This is a genomic window from Mesorhizobium sp. WSM4808 (assembly GCF_055811675.1).
The window spans coordinates 1-18,063 of sequence record NZ_JBVVQX010000005.1; the positions used below are offsets into that span (position 1 = coordinate 1).

An 18,063-nucleotide genomic window follows, 5' to 3' on the forward strand; every position below is an offset into this window, starting at 1 on the left:
CCCCTAGCCCCTCCCCACAAGGGGGAGGGGCTAGGGGTGGGGGTACGGCGCCGACATCTCAAGTTGCCACGCCCGCCGGCGCACGGCGTCCCGAGGGCGAAAGACCGCTGGCTTCGCCTGCCGTGCGTCTGCGGGCAAAGGAAGCCGGCATCGATCTCAGGCAGGTTGCGGGATCCGGCCCTGCCGGCCGCATCGGCCATGAGGACATCGAAGCGTTCCTGGCGCGCGGGCCGCAGGTTGCCAGGACATCCGGCCTCGCCCGCAACGATGCGATCCAGGATATCAAGGTGGTGGGCTTGCGGCGCAAGATCGCCGAGAAGATGTCGCTGTCGAAATCGCGCATCCCGCACATCACCTATGTCGAGGAGGTCGACGTCACCGCGCTGGAGGAATTGCGCGCCGCGCTCAACAAGGAGAAGCGCCCAGGTAAGGGTGGCGTGGAGCGGCCGAAGCTGACGCTGCTGCCGTTCCTGATGCGGGCCATGGTCAAGGCGATAGCGGACCAGCCCAATCTCAATTCGCTGTTCGACGACGAGGCCGGCATCATCCACCAGCATGGCGGCATCAATATCGGCATTGCCGCGCAGACGCCGACGGGGCTGGTGGTGCCTGTGGTCAAGCATGCCGAGGCGCGCGATATCTGGGAGTGCGGCGCAGAAATCATCAGGCTGGCCGAGGCGGCCAAGTCCGGCACGGCGACACGCGACGAGCTGTCTGGCTCGACCATCACCATCACTTCGCTCGGCGCCATGGGTGGCGTGGCGACGACACCGGTCATCAATCATCCCGAAGTGGCGATCATCGGCGTCAACAAGATGATGGTGCGGCCGGTGTGGGACGGCACCCAGTTCATGCCGCGCAAGATGATGAACCTGTCGTCGAGCTTCGACCATCGGGTGATCGACGGCTGGGACGCGGCGGTGTTCATCCAGCGGATAAAGACGCTGCTGGAAACGCCGGCGCTGATCTTTGTGGATTGAGGGGCGGGACAATCGAGATGCCGGCGGGACAGCGCCCCCCTCTGCCTTGGAGGACTGGTTTTCTTCTTACAATGTTGAAAATCAGCGAAAGCAGTGGAGGGCGTAATCTCCCCCCTCGAGGGGGAGATGGCCGGCAGGCCAGAGGGGGTTGGTACGACTGGACGCGACCGCCTTGCGCGACAGATGCAGGCCGGCGCTCTACGCGCGGCGACCCCCTCTGTCGCCTTCGGCGACATCTCCCCCTCGAGGGGGGAGATTACGCGCTTCGAGGGCGGCGCGAAGGACCCAACATTATCTGCCTTCCAGCACCATTGTGAACCAGGATGCCAACATGAAAGAAATCTCCTGCAAGCTGCTCGTCATCGGCGCCGGTCCCGGGGGCTATGTCTGCGCCATCCGTGCCGGGCAGCTCGGCGTCGACACGGTGATCGTCGAGTCGGGCAAACCAGGCGGCACCTGCCTCAATGTCGGCTGCATCCCGTCCAAGGCGCTGATCCATGCGGCGGAAGAGTTCGAGAGGGTCTCACACATGGCGAGCGGCAAGAGCCCGCTGGGCATTTCGCTCACCGCACCGACGCTCGACCTGGCTAAGACGATCGCCTGGAAGGACGGCATCGTGAGCCGGCTCAACAGCGGCGTCGCCGGCCTGCTCAAGAAGGCAGGAGTCAAGACCGTGCATGGCTGGGCGAGCTTTCGCGACGGCAAGACTGTGGAGGTCGAAACCGAGACAGGAAGCCAAGTCATCCGCGCCGAGGCGATCGTCATCGCCACCGGCTCGGCGCCGGTCGAACTGCCGTTCCTGCCCTTTGGCGGTCCGGTGATTTCGTCAACCGAGGCACTGGCACTCGGCGCGGTTCCACAAAAACTCGCTGTCGTCGGTGGCGGCTATATCGGGCTGGAACTCGGCATGGCCTTCGCCAAAATGGGCGCCAAAGTGACCGTGGTCGAGGCCTTGCCGCGCGTGCTGGCGCAGTATGACGCCGAACTCACGCGGCCCGTGGTCAAGCGGCTCAACGCACTCGGCGTCGAGGTGATGCTGGGTGCCAAGGCCAAGGGGCTATCGACCAAAGGCGATGCGCTGCTGGTCGAGACGGCGGATGGCAAGAGCGCCAAGGTCGCCGCCGAAAAAATCCTGGTCACGGTCGGCCGCAAGCCGGTGACCGAAGGCTGGGGGCTCGAGCAGATCGACCTCGACAGGGCAGGCAAATTCATCCGCATCGACGACCAGTGCCGCACCTCGATGCGCGGCATCTTCGCCATCGGCGACGTCACCGGCGAGCCGATGCTGGCGCACCGGGCGATGGCCCAGGGCGAGATGGTCGCCGAGATCGTCGCCGGTCACAAACGCAGCTGGGACAAGCGCTCGATTCCCGCCGTCTGCTTCACCGATCCCGAGCTGGTGACGGCAGGCTTGTCGCCGGAAGAGGCCAAGGCGCTCGGCGGCGAGATCAAGATCGGCACGTTCCCGTTCGCCGCCAACGGCCGGGCGATGACCAAGCTCGGCGAGGACGGTTTTGTCCGTGTCGTCGCGCGCGCGGACAACCATCTGATGCTCGGCATCCAGGCGGTCGGGCAGGGCGTCTCGGAACTGGCGGCGGCTTTTGGACTGGCGCTGGAGATGGGCGCGAGGCTGGAGGACATTGCCGGCACGATCCATGCCCATCCGACGCAAGGCGAGGGATTCCAGGAAGCGGCGCTCAAGGCGCTGGGGCACGCGCTGCATGTTTGATTCGTGATAGTGCAAAGGCGGTGATGCTGGCGGGACACTCGCCTCCCTCTGTCCTGCCGGACATCTCACCCTCAAGGGGGGAGATCAGCAGTTTCGGGCAACCCGCCTCTTCCAAGACTTTGAAAATTGGCGAAATCTAAGATGACAGCCGATCTCCCCCCTAGAGGGGGAGATGCCCGGCAGGGCAGAGGGGGCACTGTCCCGCCAGCCTCTCACAAGAGAGAGACGCTGATCACCCCGCCAGCCGGCTCACCATCTCGTGCTGCGCATAGGCGCGCCCGAAACGGTTGGCCAGAAACGCGTCAAGCGCGATGTCTTCCTGCTTGATGAAACCCGTCGCCGGCAGGCTGCCGTCGGCCAGCATGTCGAGCACGGCGCAGATGCCCGACGCGGTGGTGATCTGGATGGCGCTTCGCACCTGGTCGCCGATGCGCCTGGAGTAGATCTTGTTGGCGTAGGTCTCCTGCAGCAGGCGGCCGTTCTTGCGGCCGGAGACGGTGACGAAGACGATGACCACGTCCTGCAACGTCGCCGGCAGGGCGCTTTCGAAAATGTCTTTCAGCACGTCACGGCGGTGGCGCAGGCCGAGATCGTTGAGCAGCGCCTTCATGATCGCGGCGTGGCCGGGATAGCGGATGGTGCGGTAGTTCAGCGTGCGCACTCTGCCCTTCAGCGTCTCGGCCAGCGTGCCAAGGCCGCCGGAGGTGTTGAACGCTTCGTAGGTGACGCCGTCGAGCGAGAACTCCTCGCGCTCTTCCAGTGGCGGCACCTCGACCAGCTCGCCTTCGACGATCGCCTCGCAGGGCTCGCAATATTCGTTGATGACGCCGTCGGTGCTCCAGGTCAGATTGTAGTTCAGCGCGTTGGAGGGATATTGCGGCAGTGCGCCGACGCGCATGCGCACGCTCTCCAGCGAATCGAACCGGCTGGCGAGATCGTTGGCGACGATCGAGATGAAGCCCGGCGCCAGGCCGCATTGCGGAATGAAGGCGCTTCTGCCCGAACGCGCCAGTTCCTTGACGCGGCGGGTCGAGACGACGTCCTCGGTCAGGTCGAGATAGTGCACGCCGGCACTGGCCGCCGCTTCGGCGATGCGGGTGGTCAGATGGAAGGGAGCGGCGCTGAGCACCGCGAATTTGCCGGCGAGCGCGGCTTCCAGCGCGCCGGCGGCTTCGATGTCGAGCTCCAGCGTCGCAACCGTGGCCGGCAGTTCGGCAGCAGCGAGCTGTGCTGCCGAGCGGTCGACGAGCGTGACCTGATAATCCCCAGTGGCGGCGAGCATCTCGGCAATGGTCGAGCCGATCTTTCCGGCGCCGACAACGACAATTTTTTTCATGACCGATCCCTCACTGATTGTGAGCTCAGATTCGCAGCTTGCCCGTCGAATGGAAGCGTGGTTTTGTTCGAAACGAAACCGTTGATTGGACAGTCTGCCGAGAAGAATCGTCGAAATGCTCAGTGACGCCGAACAGGCTCTGCTTTCCCTGCTGCGCGAGAATGCGCGCGCCTCGACCGCCGAGCTCGCGCGGCGGCTTGGCGTCTCGCGGACCACGGTACAGAGCCGGATCGAACGGCTGGAGGAGCGCGGCATCATCACAGGCTATGGCGTGCGGCTGGCGCCGGACTACGAGCAGGGGCTGGTGCGGGCGCATGTGCTGCTCACCGTGACACCCAAGCTCGCCGACAAGGTGGTGCGCGGCCTGCGCGCCCTGACGACGGTCCGGACGCTGCATTCGGTCAGCGGCAATTTCGACATGATCGTCATCGTCGACGCGCCATCGATCCGCGACCTCGACATGCTGCTCGACCAGATCGGCGCCATGGACGGGGTCGAGCGGACGTTGTCGTCGATCATCCTGTCGACGCGGATCGATCGGTGAAGCTGCTGGTCTCCCCCCTCGAGGGGGAGATGGCCGGCAGGCCAGAGGGGGTCGGTCCGACCGGATGCGACCTCCTTGCGACAGATGGAGGCTGGCGCTTCACGCGAGGCGACCCCCTCTGTCGCCTTCGGCGACATCTCCCCCTCAAGGGGGGAGATCGGCCTCTAACCCGTCGCCAGCGGAAAACTCACCGCCACCTCAAGCCCGGGCCGGCAATCCTCGAGCGTAATCGACGCACCGTGCAGATCGGCAATCGCCCGGACAAGGCTGAGACCCAGCCCGCTGCCTGGCGTCGACCGGCTATGGTCCAGCCGATAAAGCCGCTGAAACACTTTTTCATGTTCGTCGGCGGGAATGCCGGGACCGTTGTCGGCGACGCCGGCAACGACGCGTTCGCCCTGGCGCGCCGCCGACAGCTTTATCGTCGTGCCCGATGGACAATGGCGCAGCGCGTTCTCGACCAGATTGGCGAACATCTGCGTCAACAGCTCGCGATCGCCATGGATCCGGTCCGTCGTTTCCTGTGGTTGCGCCAACGACAGCGACTTTCCGTCGTCTTCGGCAACATCGGCATAGATCTCGGCGATGGTCTGCAGCACCTCGCCCAGATCGACATCGGTGAACCGCGCCCGGCGCGCGCCAGCTTCGATCTGCGCGATGCGCAGCAGGGCATCGAAGGTCTCGTTGATCTGCAGGCTTTCGGCATGCGCCTCGGCCAGTTCGCGGGCGACCTTTTGACCTGACAGGTTCTTTTCGGACGCGGTGTCGAGGATCATCTGCAGCCGGTTGAGCGGCGTCTTCAGGTCGTGGGCGATGTTGGCGCTGACCTGTTTCATGCCTTCGACCAGCGCCGACAGGCGGTCGAGCGCGGCATTGACCTGGCTGGAGACGATGTCGATGTCGTCGCCCTTGCCGGTCAGCGGAATGCGGGTGTCCAGCCGTCCATGCGAGACATCCACCATGGTGGCGGCGATGCCGTCGAGACGGCGCTGGACCCGCGAGGCCAGCAGGGCGCCGCCGGCGACCGCCAGCCCGATGATGATCAGGGTTCCCCAGCCAAAGCTCATCAGCACGATCCTCTCCAGCTCCTCCGTCTCGGAAAGGCTGAAGGCGACGGTCAGGGTGTTGCCCCCGACCGGGCCGGAATAGGCGCGGTACTCGGCGCCGGGCGGCACGCCGGGCATTTCGGTGTCGAACATCGAGAAGCCGTCGGGAAGCCCTGCCGCGGTGAAGTTGCCGGCCAGGCGATTGCCCGTCGCGTCGGTCAGCGAAAACAGCTGCTCCTTTTTGAGGCTGCGCAGGGAGTGGCTGCCGACGGTCTCGACCAGCTCCTTGAGATCGTTCTCGGCATAGGTTGCGGCGACGACCGCGTAGGTCTCCTTGATGGTGTCGTCGAGCCGCTCGGCAAGATCGGCGCTCATCATCTGGTAGACGATGGCGCCAGACAGGACGAAGGCCAGCACGAACAGGAAGGCGAAGGTCAGGGCCAGCCGGAACGGCGTGCTGCGCAGCAGGCGGGACCATGTTCCCGTCATGACGGCGCGTGCAGGCTGTAGCCGGTGTTGCGGACGGTGTGGATGAGCTGGGTTTCGAAGGGCTTGTCTACCTTGGCCCGCAGCCGGCTGATATGGGTCTCGACGACGCTGGTCCTCGGATCGAAATGAAAATCCCAGACGCGCTCCAGAAGCATGGTGCGGGTGATGACGCGGCCTTCGCCGCGCATCAGCACTTCCAGCAGGCTGAATTCCCTGGGCTGCAGGTCGATCGGCTGGCCCCGCCTCGTGACCCGCCGCATGATCAGGTCCATTTCGAGGTCGGCGACCCGCAGGACGGTTTTCTGCTCCTGCGCCGCCGGCCTCCGGCCAAGCGCGTTGATGCGGGCGAGAAGTTCGGAAAAGGCGAAGGGCTTGACCAGATAGTCGTCGCCGCCGGCCTCCAGCCCCTCGACGCGATCGTCGATGCCGCCGACGGAGGTGAGAAAGATCGCCGGCGTCCGTACGCCCGCGGCGCGAACCGCCTTGACCATCGACAGGCCGTCGAGGCCGGGGATCATCCGGTCGGCGACGATCACGTCGTAATTGCCCCGGGTCGCCGCGAACAGCGCGTCATGTCCATTGCGCAGGAGGTCGCAAGTATGGCCGGCCTCGGTCAGTCCCCTGACGATATAGTCGGCCGTCCTGTGGTCGTCCTCGACGAGAAGCAGTCGCATGAAAGGTCCGGTCCGTTGCCGAGGTCGAGAGGCTATCACCGGCACGGGCTTGTTCCTAGGATGTCACGAAGGCGCAGGCATTCGGAGCGGCTTCTCCCAACTTCGTCATCGTCGGGTCCGCGCTGCGTCGCTACGCTCCTTGCTCCGCGCGCGGATGACGAGGCCAAGGCTTCAGTCCAGGTCCAGCAACAGTTCATCGGCCTCGTCGGTTGCCTCCTTCAGGGTCATGTGCAGGACAAGCGCAAAGATACAGCCAAGGAAGAGCAGGCTGGTGAAGATGGTGCCGAGACCCAGGCCGCCGTGCCTGGCCGACCGCGACAGCAGGTCGCCGAACGAAGCGCCAAGCGGCCGCGTCAGGATATAGGCGAGCCAGAAGGCCAGGATGCCGTCGAGACTGAGCAGCCAGTAGGCGAGCGCTATCAGCGCGATGGCACCGCCGAACAGCAGCCCCGTCGTGAGGTAGCCCATGTCGAAGCTTTCGGCGACGAGGTCGCCGGCGGCGGTGCCGAGCGCGAAGGTCAAGAGGATCGCCAGCCAGTAGAAGATCTCGCGCCTGGTGGTGAAGATGGTGTGGATCGACAGCGTCCTTTCGCTGGCGTACCAGACCGCGAATGTCGCGGCGAGCGCGACCGAGAAGGCGATGGTTGCCGTCTGCAGGCGCACGCCGAAACTGTCGACGAGGCTGTCCGTCACCAGCGTGCCGACGATGCTGATCAGCACCACCGCCGGCCAATAAGCCCACGGCACATAGCATTTCCGCGTAAACTGCAGGACAAGGGCCGCGATCAGGATGCCGGTCATGATCAGCGAGGTGGCGGTCAGCCCGAGCCCGATTGTGTCGGCAAGATAATCCGCCGCGGTCTCGCCCGTGGTGACCGCCATCAGCTTGACCAGCCAGAAGTCGAGGGTGACGTCGGGAACCCTGTTGTGGCTCGGTGCGGCGGGTTGTTGCCTGTTGGGCGCGAGCATGGCTGAAGTCCAGAAGTCGACGGTTGCGGCGGGGCGATGGCGATCCGCCCCGCGCATCGTAAACAAACGAGTTCACACCGGCCTGTCCGGCGGCATACAAATTCGTAAGAATGGGCGCAAAAGGCATTGCCAATGTCTGGCGATGCGTTTGATGGAATGCGGCGCCTTGCATCCGCCATCGCTGTTCAACGGCTCGCTGATGGCGGCCGCGGTGCCGGGCCGCACGTTCGGCCCGACCCATCCTGCGCTCTGGTGATCGGTGGTTCTAGCTACCGAGCGGATGCGGCATGTAGCCGACGAAGCCTGATATCTTCCAGCTGCCGCCGACCTTGCTGCAGAAATACAGCGTCTGCCATTTCAAGCGGTCGACGCTGCCGTCCGCCTTGGCAACCGAGCCGTCGAATTTCTTGTGCAGCACGGCGCGGTCGCCGTCGACATCGATGTCGCGCATGTTGGTGACGCGAAACAGCGCCTCGCGCAGCGGCTCGGCGAATTTGGTCGCCGCCGTCTCCCTGGCCTGGCGCAGCCATTCGTCGCGGTAGATGTCCAGCCTTGGAAACTGCAGCCGCCAGGCATCGGCATTGCTGAGGAAATGCGCGTGCATGCCGAAGAAGCTCTCGGCGACGAAATCATCCTCGACCATGGCCCAGTCCTGGCCGATGAAAGCGTCGATGTCGCGCCGCACCAGCATTTCCCAGAGCGCGTGGCGATCGGCATCGCCTGATGGAAACGGGTTCTTGTCGTAGGTCATTGCTGGGTGTCTCCGCTCTGGCTAATGCGTCTGTGCGGTGCGGCTACAAGGCAGCCCGCCAGCGCGCACGATGCAAGCGCTCCTGTAATAAAGCAACACGGATTTCGAAGAATGTTGCTTTCCAACAAGGCCCCTATGAGGATCGCCCCGATCGGCGTAAATGTGATCGAAGCGGGCGCCGCCATGGCACCCCGTCCTGTCATCAGAGGAGGCTTGTCCCTTGCCGAAACAGTGTTTTGGAACATCGCATGTGCCGTTGTCGCCAGCCGTGCGGGCCGGCGATCTCGTCTATGTCTCGGGCCAGGTTCCCGTCGGCAGCGACGGCATCGTGGTCAAGGGCGGCATATCGGAACAGACCGAGCAGGTGCTCGCCAACATCAAGGCCGCGCTGGCGCTGGCCGGCTGCACCATGGACGATGTGGTGAAGACCACGGTTTGGCTGGAAGATGCGCGCGATTTCGGCGCCTTCAACGCGGTCTATGCCCGGCATTTCCCCAAAGACCCGCCGGCCCGCACCACGGTCGAATCGCGGCTGATGATCGACATCAAGATCGAAGTCGAGGCGGTCGCTTACCGGCCTCTGTAGGCAAAGCAACGAAGCGGAGGTGACCGCAATGCAATTCGACCTCCTGCTGAAGGGCGGACGGCTGATCGATCCGGCCGCTGGCCTCGACGCGCCGCGCGATGTCGCCATCGCCAATGGCCGCGTTGCCGCAGTCGATGCCGATATCCCGGCGGACAGCGCAGCGCAGATCGTCGATGCCGGCGGCTGCATCGTCACGCCGGGCCTGGTCGACCTGCACAGCCACGTCTATTGGGGCGGCACGTCGCTTGGCGTCGATGCCGACCGGCTGGCCGCCAAGAGCGGCACCACCACCTTCATCGATGCGGGCAGTGCCGGCGCCGGCAATTTCCTCGGCTTCCGCCGCCATGTCATGGAGCGGTCGAAGGTCCGCATCCTGGCCTATGTCAACATTTCCTTTGCCGGCATTTTCGGCTTCTCGCAGACAGTGTCGGTCGGCGAGTGCAGCGACCTCAGGCTGTGCGAGCCGCGCGAGGTGGTCGCGGCGGTGCGTGAACACCGCGATGTCGTGGTCGGCGTAAAAGTCCGCTCCGGTAAGCATGCCGGCGGCACCAGCGGCATCGCCCCGGTGGATCTGGCGCTGGAGGCCGCCGACCAGGCCGGCCTGCCGCTGATGGCGCATATAGACGAGCCGCCGCCCGGCCGCTCGGAGGTGCTGCCGCGGCTGCGCAGGGGCGACATCCTCACCCACTGCTTCCGGCCGTTTCCCAATGCGCCGGTATTTGCTTCCGGCGCGGTGCGGCCGGACATGCGGCTGGCGCGCGAGCGCGGCGTCATCTTCGACATCGGCCACGGCATGGGCTCGTTCGATTTCGCCGTTGCCCGCGCCATGCTCGAGGAAGGACTGGCGCCGGACGTGATCTCGAGCGACGTGCATCTCTACTGCGTCGACGGGCCGGCCTTCGACATACTGGTCTGCATGTCGAAGCTGCTGGCGCTCGGCATGCCGCTGGTCGAGGTCCTGCGCGCCGCCACGCAAGCGCCGGCGCAGGCGATCGCCAGGCCTGACCTGGGCACGCTGGCGGTCGGCACCGTCGGCGATGTCGCCGTGCTCCGGCAGCGCCCGGGCCGCTTCACCTTCGTCGACGCGGTCGGCGCGTCATTGGTCGCCGACCAGAGGCTGGTGTCGGAAGGCATCGTTATTGGCGGCACCTGGTGGCCGAACGAGGCGGCTGATCACAACGAGACCGAGCGTTTCGTGGCGCAGGCATCGCATACGCATGTCGAGGTTGCGGCGAGGCATTTCGGGCAGCGGCACGATTAGCTGATCTCCCCCCTTGAGGGGGAGATGGCCGGCAGGCCAGAGGGGGTCGGTTCGACTGGATGTGACCTCCTTGCGGCAGATGGAGGCTGGCGCTCTACGCGCGGCGACCCCCTCTGTCGCCTTCGGCGACATCTCCCCCTCGAGGGGGGAGATCAGCAGCACCTGAATTGCTCGGCTTCCCATAAACCGGCGTCTCAATGCCCTCCATCCGCGCCTTGATCTGCAGCGCCACATATTTCGAATAGAAGCGCGACAGCGCCAGATTGCCGCCGTGGAACCACAGCGCTTCCTGCGCGGTCGGCTTCCACATGTTGCGCAGCTCGCCTTGCCAGGGTCCTGGGTCGCCCTTGACGCCTGAGCCAAGACCCCAGCACGGGCCGACCTTGTCGGCGACTTCGCGCGAGACGATCGAAGCCACCGTCTCGTTCATCGACTGATAGCCGGTGCAGGCGATGATGGCGTCGGCGGCGAGTTCACTGCCGTCCTCGAACAGGATGCCGCTCGGGGTCAGCGACTTGATGGCGACGCCGCTGCGGATGCCGATCTTGCCGTCGATGATCAGGTCGGAAGCGCCGACATCGATATAGTAGCCGGAGCCGGTGCGGTAGGCCTTCATCAGAAGGCCGGTCTCGTCGTCGCCGAAATCGAGGGCGAAGCCGGCGGCGCGCAAGCGGTCGTAAAAGGCCGCGTCGCGCGCCTTGATCACTTCGTAGAGCGCCCGCTGGCCCTTGGGCACCAGTGCGAACGGCGTCGAGGCGACGATCATGTCGGCCTTCTCGGTGGTGATGCCGCGTGCCAGTGCGTCTTCCGAGAATATCTCGAAGCCGACTTCCATCAGCGTGTCCGACTTGACCACCGTTGTCGGCGAACGCTGGATCATGGTGACCTCGGCGCCGCTTTCCCAGAGGTCGACGCAGACATCGTGGCCGGAGCTTGCCGCGCCGATGACCGCGACTCGTCTGCCGCGGAATTTGTCGCCGCTGGCATACTGGCTGGAGTGCAGCAACTCGCCCTTGAACCGGTCGGCGCCCGGCAGATCGATCCGCCGTGGCGGACCGTAGGCGCCGGTGGCAAAGACGATGTGCTTGGGCTTCAGCGTGATCTGGCGGCCGACGCGGTCGACCACCACGGTCCAGACTTTCTCCGCCTCGTCATAGCTGGCGCTGAGACATTTGGTGGCGACCCAATAGTTGAGTTCCATGACGCGCGTGTACATTTCCAGCCAGTCGCCCATCTTGTCCTTGGGCGTGAACACCGGCCAGTTTTCCGGGAAGGGAATGTAGGGCAGATGGTCGTACCAGACCGGGTCGTGCAGCACGAGCGTGCGGTAGCGGTTGCGCCAGGAATCGCCCGGCCGCGCATTCTTTTCGATGACGATGGTGGGCACGCCGAGCTGGCGCAGCCGCGCCCCCAGCATGATGCCGCCCTGGCCGCCGCCGATGACCAGGCAGTAGGGCTGTTCATCGGTGCCGAGCTCGCGCGTCTCGCGCGCCCGCGCCTCCGACCAGGTTTCGCGCCTGGGATCGGCCTTGTGGCGCACGCCAAGCGGCCGCGCCGCCCCCTTGCGCTCCTCGAAGCCTTTCAGATCCGTCATTGCCGTGAACAGCGTGCGGCAGCGGCCGTCGCGCAGCCGCATGATGCCCTCTCCTGAAGCGACCGCGGTTTCGAAGCTGAACCACGCCTCGATGGTGCCATCGTCCGAGATCGCCTCGCCGGTCAGTTGCCACGCGCTCGGCCTGGCCGTCGCCAGCGTCGCCGCCAGCATGTCGGCGGTCGCTTCGCGGCCCTCCATGGTGGTGATGTTCCAGGTGAAGGTCAGGAGATCGCGCCAGTAGCAATCGTCGACGAAGAGGTTGCTCGCCGCCGCAGCGTCGCCGGCTGCGAGCGCCTGCGCCAGGGATTCGAGCCATGCGGCTGCCTGTTTCGTCGGTGCTATTTCGAGCATTTCTTTCCCTCTTTGTGCATGCGCCCAATCCAAGTTGGGACCATCAATTGTTGAACTCGGCGCCGTCCCTCATCCGCCTGCCGGCGTTCGTCGTTCGAAAAGCCAAGCAATTGGCTTTTCGTCCGCTACGCGGACCATTCCTCACCTCCCCGTGAACGGGGAGAAGGAAAGGACTAATCTCCGAGCGGCTCCATCTCCTTGCCGGTGCGGTGGATCTGGGCGTTGTATTTGATGCGGCGCACGGTCTCGCGGGCCGAACCGTCGAGCTTGTAGGCGGAGGCCACCGCCAGAAGGTCGATCGCCGCCAGGAAGGCGAAGCGCGAGGCCGTCGGCTTCAGCGTGTCGGGGTATTCGGGCACCGCCACCGTCAGCCTGACGTCGCAGGCGCGGGCGAGTTCGGTGTCGGGCGCGGTTACGGCGATGGCGTTGGCGCGGTAGTGCTTGGCGAGCTCGACGGCCTCGATCACCTCGCGCGTGCGTCCGGTCGCCGAAATGGCGATCACCAGATCGCCCGGCTTGAGCGTCGAGGCGGTCATGCGCATCAGATAGGGGTCGCACTGGGCGCTGACGGTGATGCCGTAGCGGAACAGCCGGTATTGGGTTTCCTGCGCCAGCGCCGAGGAGCTGCCGCCGAGGCCGAACACGGTGACCTGGCGCGCCTTGGCGATCAGATCGGCGGCTTTCTGCAGCTGCGCCGGGTCGAGCTGCCGCTCGGCCTCCTGTAGCGCCCGGCGCGCCTCGCCGAATACGGCGTTCCAGAACGGCATGCCATTGTCATTGCTGACGGAGGGCGACTTGGCCAGATAGAGCGCACCGACGACGAGGCTCTGCGCCAGCTTCAGCTTGAAGTCGCGCACGCCCTCGCAGCCGATAGCGCGGCAAAACCGGGTCACCGTCGGTTCGCTGACCCCGGCGCGCTGGGCAAGGGCGGCGTTGGAGGCGTCGACGGCATATTTGACGTCGTCGAGCACGACATCGGCGACACGCCGTTCGGCCGGGCGCAATTCGCTGTAGGAATCCTTGACCAGCGAGATGATGTCGGGAATGCGCCGGACAGGATCGCGCCCCTCGGTATCCTGGCCTGGAACAGGCTCGTCCTGGCTGCCAGCTTCGTTCATGGGGTCCTGGTCTTTCCCTGGGTTGCGAGGCTGCCGTCTTAGCATGTTTGCACGCCCTGGCTCCACGCGCCCGACCGCATCGCAACCGTAGCGTGTCGTAGGGTAAAGATCACCTTCCTCCGGTCCTCTCCGATCCGTGTCAGTTCCGAAGTATGTAGGAAAGCAACATGCATTTCAAGGCCGCAAAACCGATATTAAAACAAGCAGATAGGCATACTAATCGATTTTCCTGATACGGTGGCCATCGTCGGTGCTTGAGAGGAAAGTAGGATAGTTACAGACTGATTTTCGCTGGGGATGAGCCAATGGATCATCGCGCAATCTTCCCGGGGGGCAGATGAATACGGGCGATGCAAAAAAGCCGAAGCTTGGCGTGCAGGCAGCGACCAAGATCTATCACACGGCCTCCGGCGACCTGCTGGCGCTGGACCGCTGCAGCCTAGATGTCAGCGCCAATGAAATCGTCTCGATCGTCGGCCCTTCCGGCTGCGGCAAGACCACGCTCTTGTGGTCGATGTCGGGCCTGCACAGCCTGACCAGCGGCGAGATCCGGCTCGATGGCAAGGCCATCACCGGTCCGCATCCCGATATCGGCATCGTCTTCCAGGAAGCGAACCTCCTGCCGTGGCGCAATCTCGACGCCAACATCCGCTTCCCTTTCGAGATCAAGGGCGAGAAGCCGGACCGGGCGTGGATCGCGCATCTGCTGAACCGTGTCGGTCTCGACGGCTTCGGCGGCAAGTTTCCGCGCGAGCTTTCCGGCGGCATGCAGCAGCGCGCGGCGATCGTGCGGGCGCTGGCGTTGAAGCCTTCGGTGCTTTTGATGGACGAGCCGTTCGGCGCGCTCGACAGCTTCACCCGCGAGGAGATGAACCGGCTGGTCGAGGAGATCTGGCTCGACACCAAGACAACCATCGTCTTCATCACCCACTCGATCGAGGAAGCGATCTTCCTCTCCGACCGCGTCGTGGTGCTGAGCGCCCGGCCGGGCCGCGTCGCCAAGGAATATCGCGTGCCGTTTGCGCGGCCACGCTCGCTGGAGATCATGGCGACGAAAGAGGTCTTCGACCTCACCAACCGTATCAAGATGGACATTGTCGGCGAACGCACGCGGCCAAAAGCGCCGGAGCGCCCGAGCGCCGAGATCGTGAGGATCAGGCCGTGAGCGGAGGCGACGCCATTCCGGAATTCTCCAAATCCAAGTCTGCCGACGGCCACGAGGTCAGCCTGACCAATCTGTCGGCCTTCGCCAGCGGCCCCGGCATCAAGTCGGGCAAGGAGGTGGCGGCCATTCTTGCCGTGGCGGTGATCATCATCGGCGGCATCGAACTGGCGCTGCGGCTGTTCCACGTGCCGCTCTACATCATGCCGCCGCCGAGCTCGATCGCCTATGCGCTGTTCGACGAGTTCCCGCTGATCGCGCCGCATCTCGGCTACACGCTGGTCGAGCTGGTGTCCGGCTTCACCATCGGCGCCATCATCGGCCTGGTGCTGGCCGCCGTCATCACCCAGTTCCCCTTCGCCGAGAAGATCGTCGCGCCCTACATCCTGCTGCTGGTCACCACGCCGATGCTGGCACTGGTGCCGCTTCTGATCCTGCGCTTCGGCTTCGGCTACACGCCGCGCATCATCGCGGTGGCGCTGGCCGCCGGGCCGATGGTGATGATCAACGCCGCCACAGGCTTTCGCCGCGTCGACAGCGCCAAGATCGCGCTGGCGCGCTCCTATGGCGCCAGCACCTTGCAGATCTTCTGGAAAATCCGCGCGCCGATGGCGCTGCCGATGATCCTGGTCGGGCTGATGATCGGCGCCATCTTCGGTCTGCTGACCGCGGTCGGCGCCGAAATGGTCGGCGGCGGCTTCGGCCTCGGCAACCGGCTGACGACCTATTCGTCGATGATCCAGATGCCGCAGTTCTTCGCCGTGGTGCTGATCCTGTCGACGCTCGGCATCCTGATCTACGTGCTGTTCTTCCTGATCGGCAAGAAATGGGCGAGCTGGGAGGCTTGAACACAAAAGTACAGACGGCGCCCGGGAGGCGGGCGGCAAGAGACTGACATCAAACAAAAAAGGGGAATGCCATGACCAATAATTTCTCGACCAACCCGGCGGGGATCAGCCGCCGCACTTTCCTGCAGGTGACCGGCGCCGGGCTGGTGACCGCGACGGCGCTTGGCGCCACCGGCCTCAAGGCCAGGGCCGAACCCTACGGAAAATTCACCTGGATCTCGCCGCGCGGCACGCTCGAAGTGCTCGACGACTATCCCTACTGGGCAGCCAAGAAGGCCGGCTATTTCGATGGGCTGGACACCGACATGCAGCCGGGGCCGTCGGACGGCACCGCGACGGTGAAGTTCGTCGATGTCGGCCAGGCCGATATGGGCTTCCCGTCGCCCGGCGTGTTCTCCTTCGCCATCCAGAACGGCATGAAGCTGAAGTCGGTGTTCCACATGGGCGCCCGCGACACGTTCAGCATCGCCTTCCGCAAGGGCGAGGGATCGAACGATCTGAAGAAGCTGGAAGGCAAGACCATCCTGCTCGGCTCCGCCGCCTGGCAGTCGATCACCGACCCGCTGCTGGCGGCGCAGGGCGTCGACATCAAGAAGGTCAAATATGTCGAAGCCGGCTGGCCGACATGGGGCACGGCTCTTGCCGGCGGCCAGGGCGACGCTGCCCTGTCGTGGGAAGGCCTACGCGCCGAATGGATCGCCAAGGGGCTCGACTTCGAATACTGGCTCGGCGTGCAGAACTCAAAGCTGCCGGCCAATACTTTCGTCGTGCGCGCCGCCGATCTGGAGGACGCCGACAAGAAGGCGTTGCTGGAAAAGTACCTGCGCGGCTGGGCGATGGGCCTCGAATTCGGCTACCAGAATCCCCGCGCGGCGGTCGAAGCGGTGTTCGAGCAGTTCCCGACGCTGGCCAAGAATCTCGGGCCGGAGCTCGGCACCACCTCGATCCTGCAGCAGATCAACGTCTTCCGCGGCGACATGGACAAACGCGGCGGCTGGGGCTCGCACGACATGGCGAGCTGGCAGGGCTTCTTCGACGAGATCCACAAGATCGGCCAGATCACCGCTCCGGTGAAGGCCGAGGATGTCTGCACCAACGATTTGATCGGCCCGGCCAATGATTTCGACAAGGCCAAGGTCAAGGCCGATGCCGACGGCGTCAAGCTGTCGGAAGGTTTTGCCGCGCTCGATGTCGAGAAGATCAAGGCGCATCTGTTCGATTCAGCGGTGAAGTAGGGCTGACAATGTCCAGGTCAGCGCCGCCCCTCACCTGCCTGCCTGCATCCTCTCCCCGTAAACGGGGCGAGGGGACGCTGTCGTTGATGATTTCGCCAATCGCCAACATTGCGGCCAGCCCTTTCTCCCCGTCACTATACGGGGAGAAATGCCCGGCAGGGCAATGAGGGGCGGCGCCAACCTAAGGTGATTGTCCTGGATAAACATGCGGGCGACGGCAGCACGCCGCCCAAGATTCAATGAAGAATTTGGGAGGCAGCGGTGTCCGACAGAGTAAAAGTGCTGGTGGTGGGTCTCGGCAATATGGGTGCGTCGCATGCCAGCGCGTATCACCGGCTCGACGGTTTCGAGATCGTCGGCATCATGAGCCGCTCGATCAAGACCAACACGAAGATTCCGGGAGAATTAGCCGGCTATCCACTCTACGAGGATTTCGACCAGGCGCTGAAGGAGACAAAACCGGACGCGGTGTCGATCAACAGCTGGCCGAACACCCACGCCGAATATGCGCTGAAGGCGATCGCCGCCAACTGCCATGTGTTCATGGAAAAGCCGCTCGCCACCAACAATGAGGATGCCAAGAAGGTTGTCGCGGCGGCGCGGGCGAAGAACCGCAAGCTGGTGCTCGGCTATATCCTGCGCGTCCACCCGTCATGGATCAAGTTCATCGAGGTCGGCAAGACGCTCGGCAAGCCGCTGGTGATGCGGCTCAACCTCAACCAGCAGAGCAGCGGCAGCGCCTGGCACTGGCACAAGAACCTGATCGATTCGCTGATCCCGATCGTCGATTGCGGCGTCCACTATGTCGACGTCATGTGCCAGCTGACCGGCGCCAAGCCGGTGCGCGTGCATGGCATCGGCGCCAAGCTCTGGGCGGAGGCCGACAAGCAGAATTACGGCCACCTGCACGTCACCTTCGATGACGGTTCGGTCGGCTGGTACGAAGCGGGCTGGGGCCCGATGATGAGCGAGACGGCCTATTTCGTGAAGGACGTGGTCGGCCCCAAGGGCGCGGTGTCGATCGTCGCCGGACAGCAGGCGAACAGTGCTGCCGAACTGGCAGAGGTTTCGAGCTCCGCCGACATCGACCGCCACACCAAGACCGATGCCCTGAAGATCCATTATGCTCAGGTCGACGGCGACAAGAATTTCTCGAAGCCCGACGAGATCGTCAGCATGGAGGACGAGCCCGGTCACCAGGAGCTCTGCGACCGCGAGCAGGCCTTCTTCCTGCGCGCTATCCGCGAGGATCTCGATTTGACCGAGCAGATGGATGCGGCGGTCAACAGCCTGCGCATCGTGCTGGCCGCCGAACAGAGCATCGCACTGGGACGGACCATCGACCTGGCCTGACGCAATCCGGCTGCTGGCGGCAATCGTTTCAGGCCGG

General features: G+C 64.6%; 17 protein-coding genes. 10 read left to right on the plus strand and 7 right to left on the minus strand.

The window, feature by feature from the left end; translation table 11 throughout:
- On the plus strand, positions 1-980 hold a 980-nt coding region (locus AC0L2U_RS10030), incomplete at its 5' end, for a dihydrolipoamide acetyltransferase family protein (RefSeq protein ID WP_473601830.1).
- Positions 981-1,311: 331 nt separating this feature from the next.
- Entirely contained in the window at positions 1,312-2,709 is a 1,398-nt protein-coding gene (lpdA, locus tag AC0L2U_RS10035) for a dihydrolipoyl dehydrogenase (RefSeq protein WP_127808601.1), read from the plus strand.
- Positions 2,710-2,941: 232 nt separating this feature from the next.
- Here the strand turns inward: lpdA and AC0L2U_RS10040 are convergent, their stop codons facing one another.
- Positions 2,942-4,045, minus strand: coding sequence for a saccharopine dehydrogenase family protein (locus AC0L2U_RS10040; RefSeq protein ID WP_127397738.1), 1,104 nt, complete (start codon positions 4,043-4,045; stop codon positions 2,942-2,944).
- Between the two features lie 115 nt (positions 4,046-4,160).
- Here AC0L2U_RS10040 and AC0L2U_RS10045 point away from each other — a divergent pair, with 115 nt between their 5' ends.
- A complete protein-coding gene (locus AC0L2U_RS10045; RefSeq protein WP_473601832.1) occupies positions 4,161-4,589 on the plus strand; it encodes an Lrp/AsnC family transcriptional regulator in 429 nt (142 codons plus the stop codon).
- Between the two features lie 164 nt (positions 4,590-4,753).
- On the opposite strand, the gene AC0L2U_RS10050 is transcribed toward AC0L2U_RS10045, so the two are convergent.
- The 3 genes from AC0L2U_RS10050 to AC0L2U_RS10060 form a co-directional block, all read right to left on the minus strand.
- Complete coding sequence (locus AC0L2U_RS10050; protein ID WP_473601833.1) at positions 4,754-6,124, minus strand: HAMP domain-containing sensor histidine kinase; 1,371 nt, start codon at positions 6,122-6,124, stop codon at positions 4,754-4,756.
- A complete protein-coding gene (locus AC0L2U_RS10055; protein WP_473601835.1) occupies positions 6,121-6,798 on the minus strand; it encodes a winged helix-turn-helix domain-containing protein in 678 nt (225 codons plus the stop codon). The genes AC0L2U_RS10050 and AC0L2U_RS10055 overlap by 4 nt, the downstream gene beginning before the upstream one ends.
- Positions 6,799-6,969: 171 nt before the next feature.
- Entirely contained in the window at positions 6,970-7,767 is a 798-nt protein-coding gene (locus AC0L2U_RS10060; RefSeq protein ID WP_473601836.1) for a COG4705 family protein, read from the minus strand.
- Between AC0L2U_RS10060 and AC0L2U_RS10065 the strand changes: the two genes are divergently transcribed.
- Positions 7,766-8,023, plus strand: coding sequence for a hypothetical protein (locus AC0L2U_RS10065; RefSeq protein WP_127399182.1), 258 nt, complete (start codon positions 7,766-7,768; stop codon positions 8,021-8,023). The two genes, AC0L2U_RS10060 and AC0L2U_RS10065, sit on opposite strands and share 2 nt — an antisense overlap.
- A gap of 9 nt (positions 8,024-8,032) precedes the next feature.
- Here the strand turns inward: AC0L2U_RS10065 and AC0L2U_RS10070 are convergent, their stop codons facing one another.
- Positions 8,033-8,518, minus strand: coding sequence for a hypothetical protein (locus AC0L2U_RS10070; protein ID WP_127408814.1), 486 nt, complete (start codon positions 8,516-8,518; stop codon positions 8,033-8,035).
- A gap of 220 nt (positions 8,519-8,738) precedes the next feature.
- Here AC0L2U_RS10070 and AC0L2U_RS10075 point away from each other — a divergent pair, with 220 nt between their 5' ends.
- Together AC0L2U_RS10075 and AC0L2U_RS10080 are read left to right on the plus strand one after the other, a co-directional pair.
- The gene (locus AC0L2U_RS10075) at positions 8,739-9,104 is read left to right on the plus strand and encodes a RidA family protein (protein ID WP_027037525.1); all 366 of its coding nucleotides are present in this window, start codon (positions 8,739-8,741) and stop codon (positions 9,102-9,104) included.
- 28 nt (positions 9,105-9,132) lie between these two features.
- Entirely contained in the window at positions 9,133-10,365 is a 1,233-nt protein-coding gene (locus AC0L2U_RS10080) for an amidohydrolase/deacetylase family metallohydrolase (protein WP_473601837.1), read from the plus strand.
- A 94-nt stretch (positions 10,366-10,459) separates the two neighbouring features.
- Here AC0L2U_RS10080 and AC0L2U_RS10085 read toward each other — a convergent pair whose 3' ends face one another.
- The gene (locus tag AC0L2U_RS10085) at positions 10,460-12,310 is read right to left on the minus strand and encodes a flavin-containing monooxygenase (RefSeq protein WP_473601839.1); all 1,851 of its coding nucleotides are present in this window, start codon (positions 12,308-12,310) and stop codon (positions 10,460-10,462) included.
- A 173-nt stretch (positions 12,311-12,483) separates the two neighbouring features.
- Positions 12,484-13,428, minus strand: a complete 945-nt coding sequence (locus AC0L2U_RS10090) for a MurR/RpiR family transcriptional regulator (RefSeq protein WP_127273418.1) — start codon at positions 13,426-13,428, stop codon at positions 12,484-12,486.
- Between the two features lie 337 nt (positions 13,429-13,765).
- Here AC0L2U_RS10090 and AC0L2U_RS10095 point away from each other — a divergent pair, with 337 nt between their 5' ends.
- The 4 genes from AC0L2U_RS10095 (at position 13,766) to AC0L2U_RS10110 (ending at position 18,026) form a co-directional block, all read left to right on the plus strand.
- A complete protein-coding gene (locus AC0L2U_RS10095) occupies positions 13,766-14,593 on the plus strand; it encodes an ABC transporter ATP-binding protein (protein WP_027037522.1) in 828 nt (275 codons plus the stop codon).
- A complete protein-coding gene (locus tag AC0L2U_RS10100) occupies positions 14,590-15,438 on the plus strand; it encodes an ABC transporter permease (protein WP_127267335.1) in 849 nt (282 codons plus the stop codon). Before AC0L2U_RS10095 ends, AC0L2U_RS10100 begins: the two co-directional genes overlap by 4 nt.
- A 71-nt stretch (positions 15,439-15,509) precedes the next feature.
- The gene (locus tag AC0L2U_RS10105; protein WP_292704246.1) at positions 15,510-16,673 is read left to right on the plus strand and encodes an ABC transporter substrate-binding protein; all 1,164 of its coding nucleotides are present in this window, start codon (positions 15,510-15,512) and stop codon (positions 16,671-16,673) included.
- A gap of 261 nt (positions 16,674-16,934) precedes the next feature.
- Positions 16,935-18,026: a Gfo/Idh/MocA family protein gene (locus AC0L2U_RS10110; RefSeq protein WP_473601841.1), complete on the plus strand. Its 1,092-nt coding sequence runs from the start codon at positions 16,935-16,937 to the stop codon at positions 18,024-18,026.
- Positions 18,027-18,063: the final 37 nt, after the last annotated feature.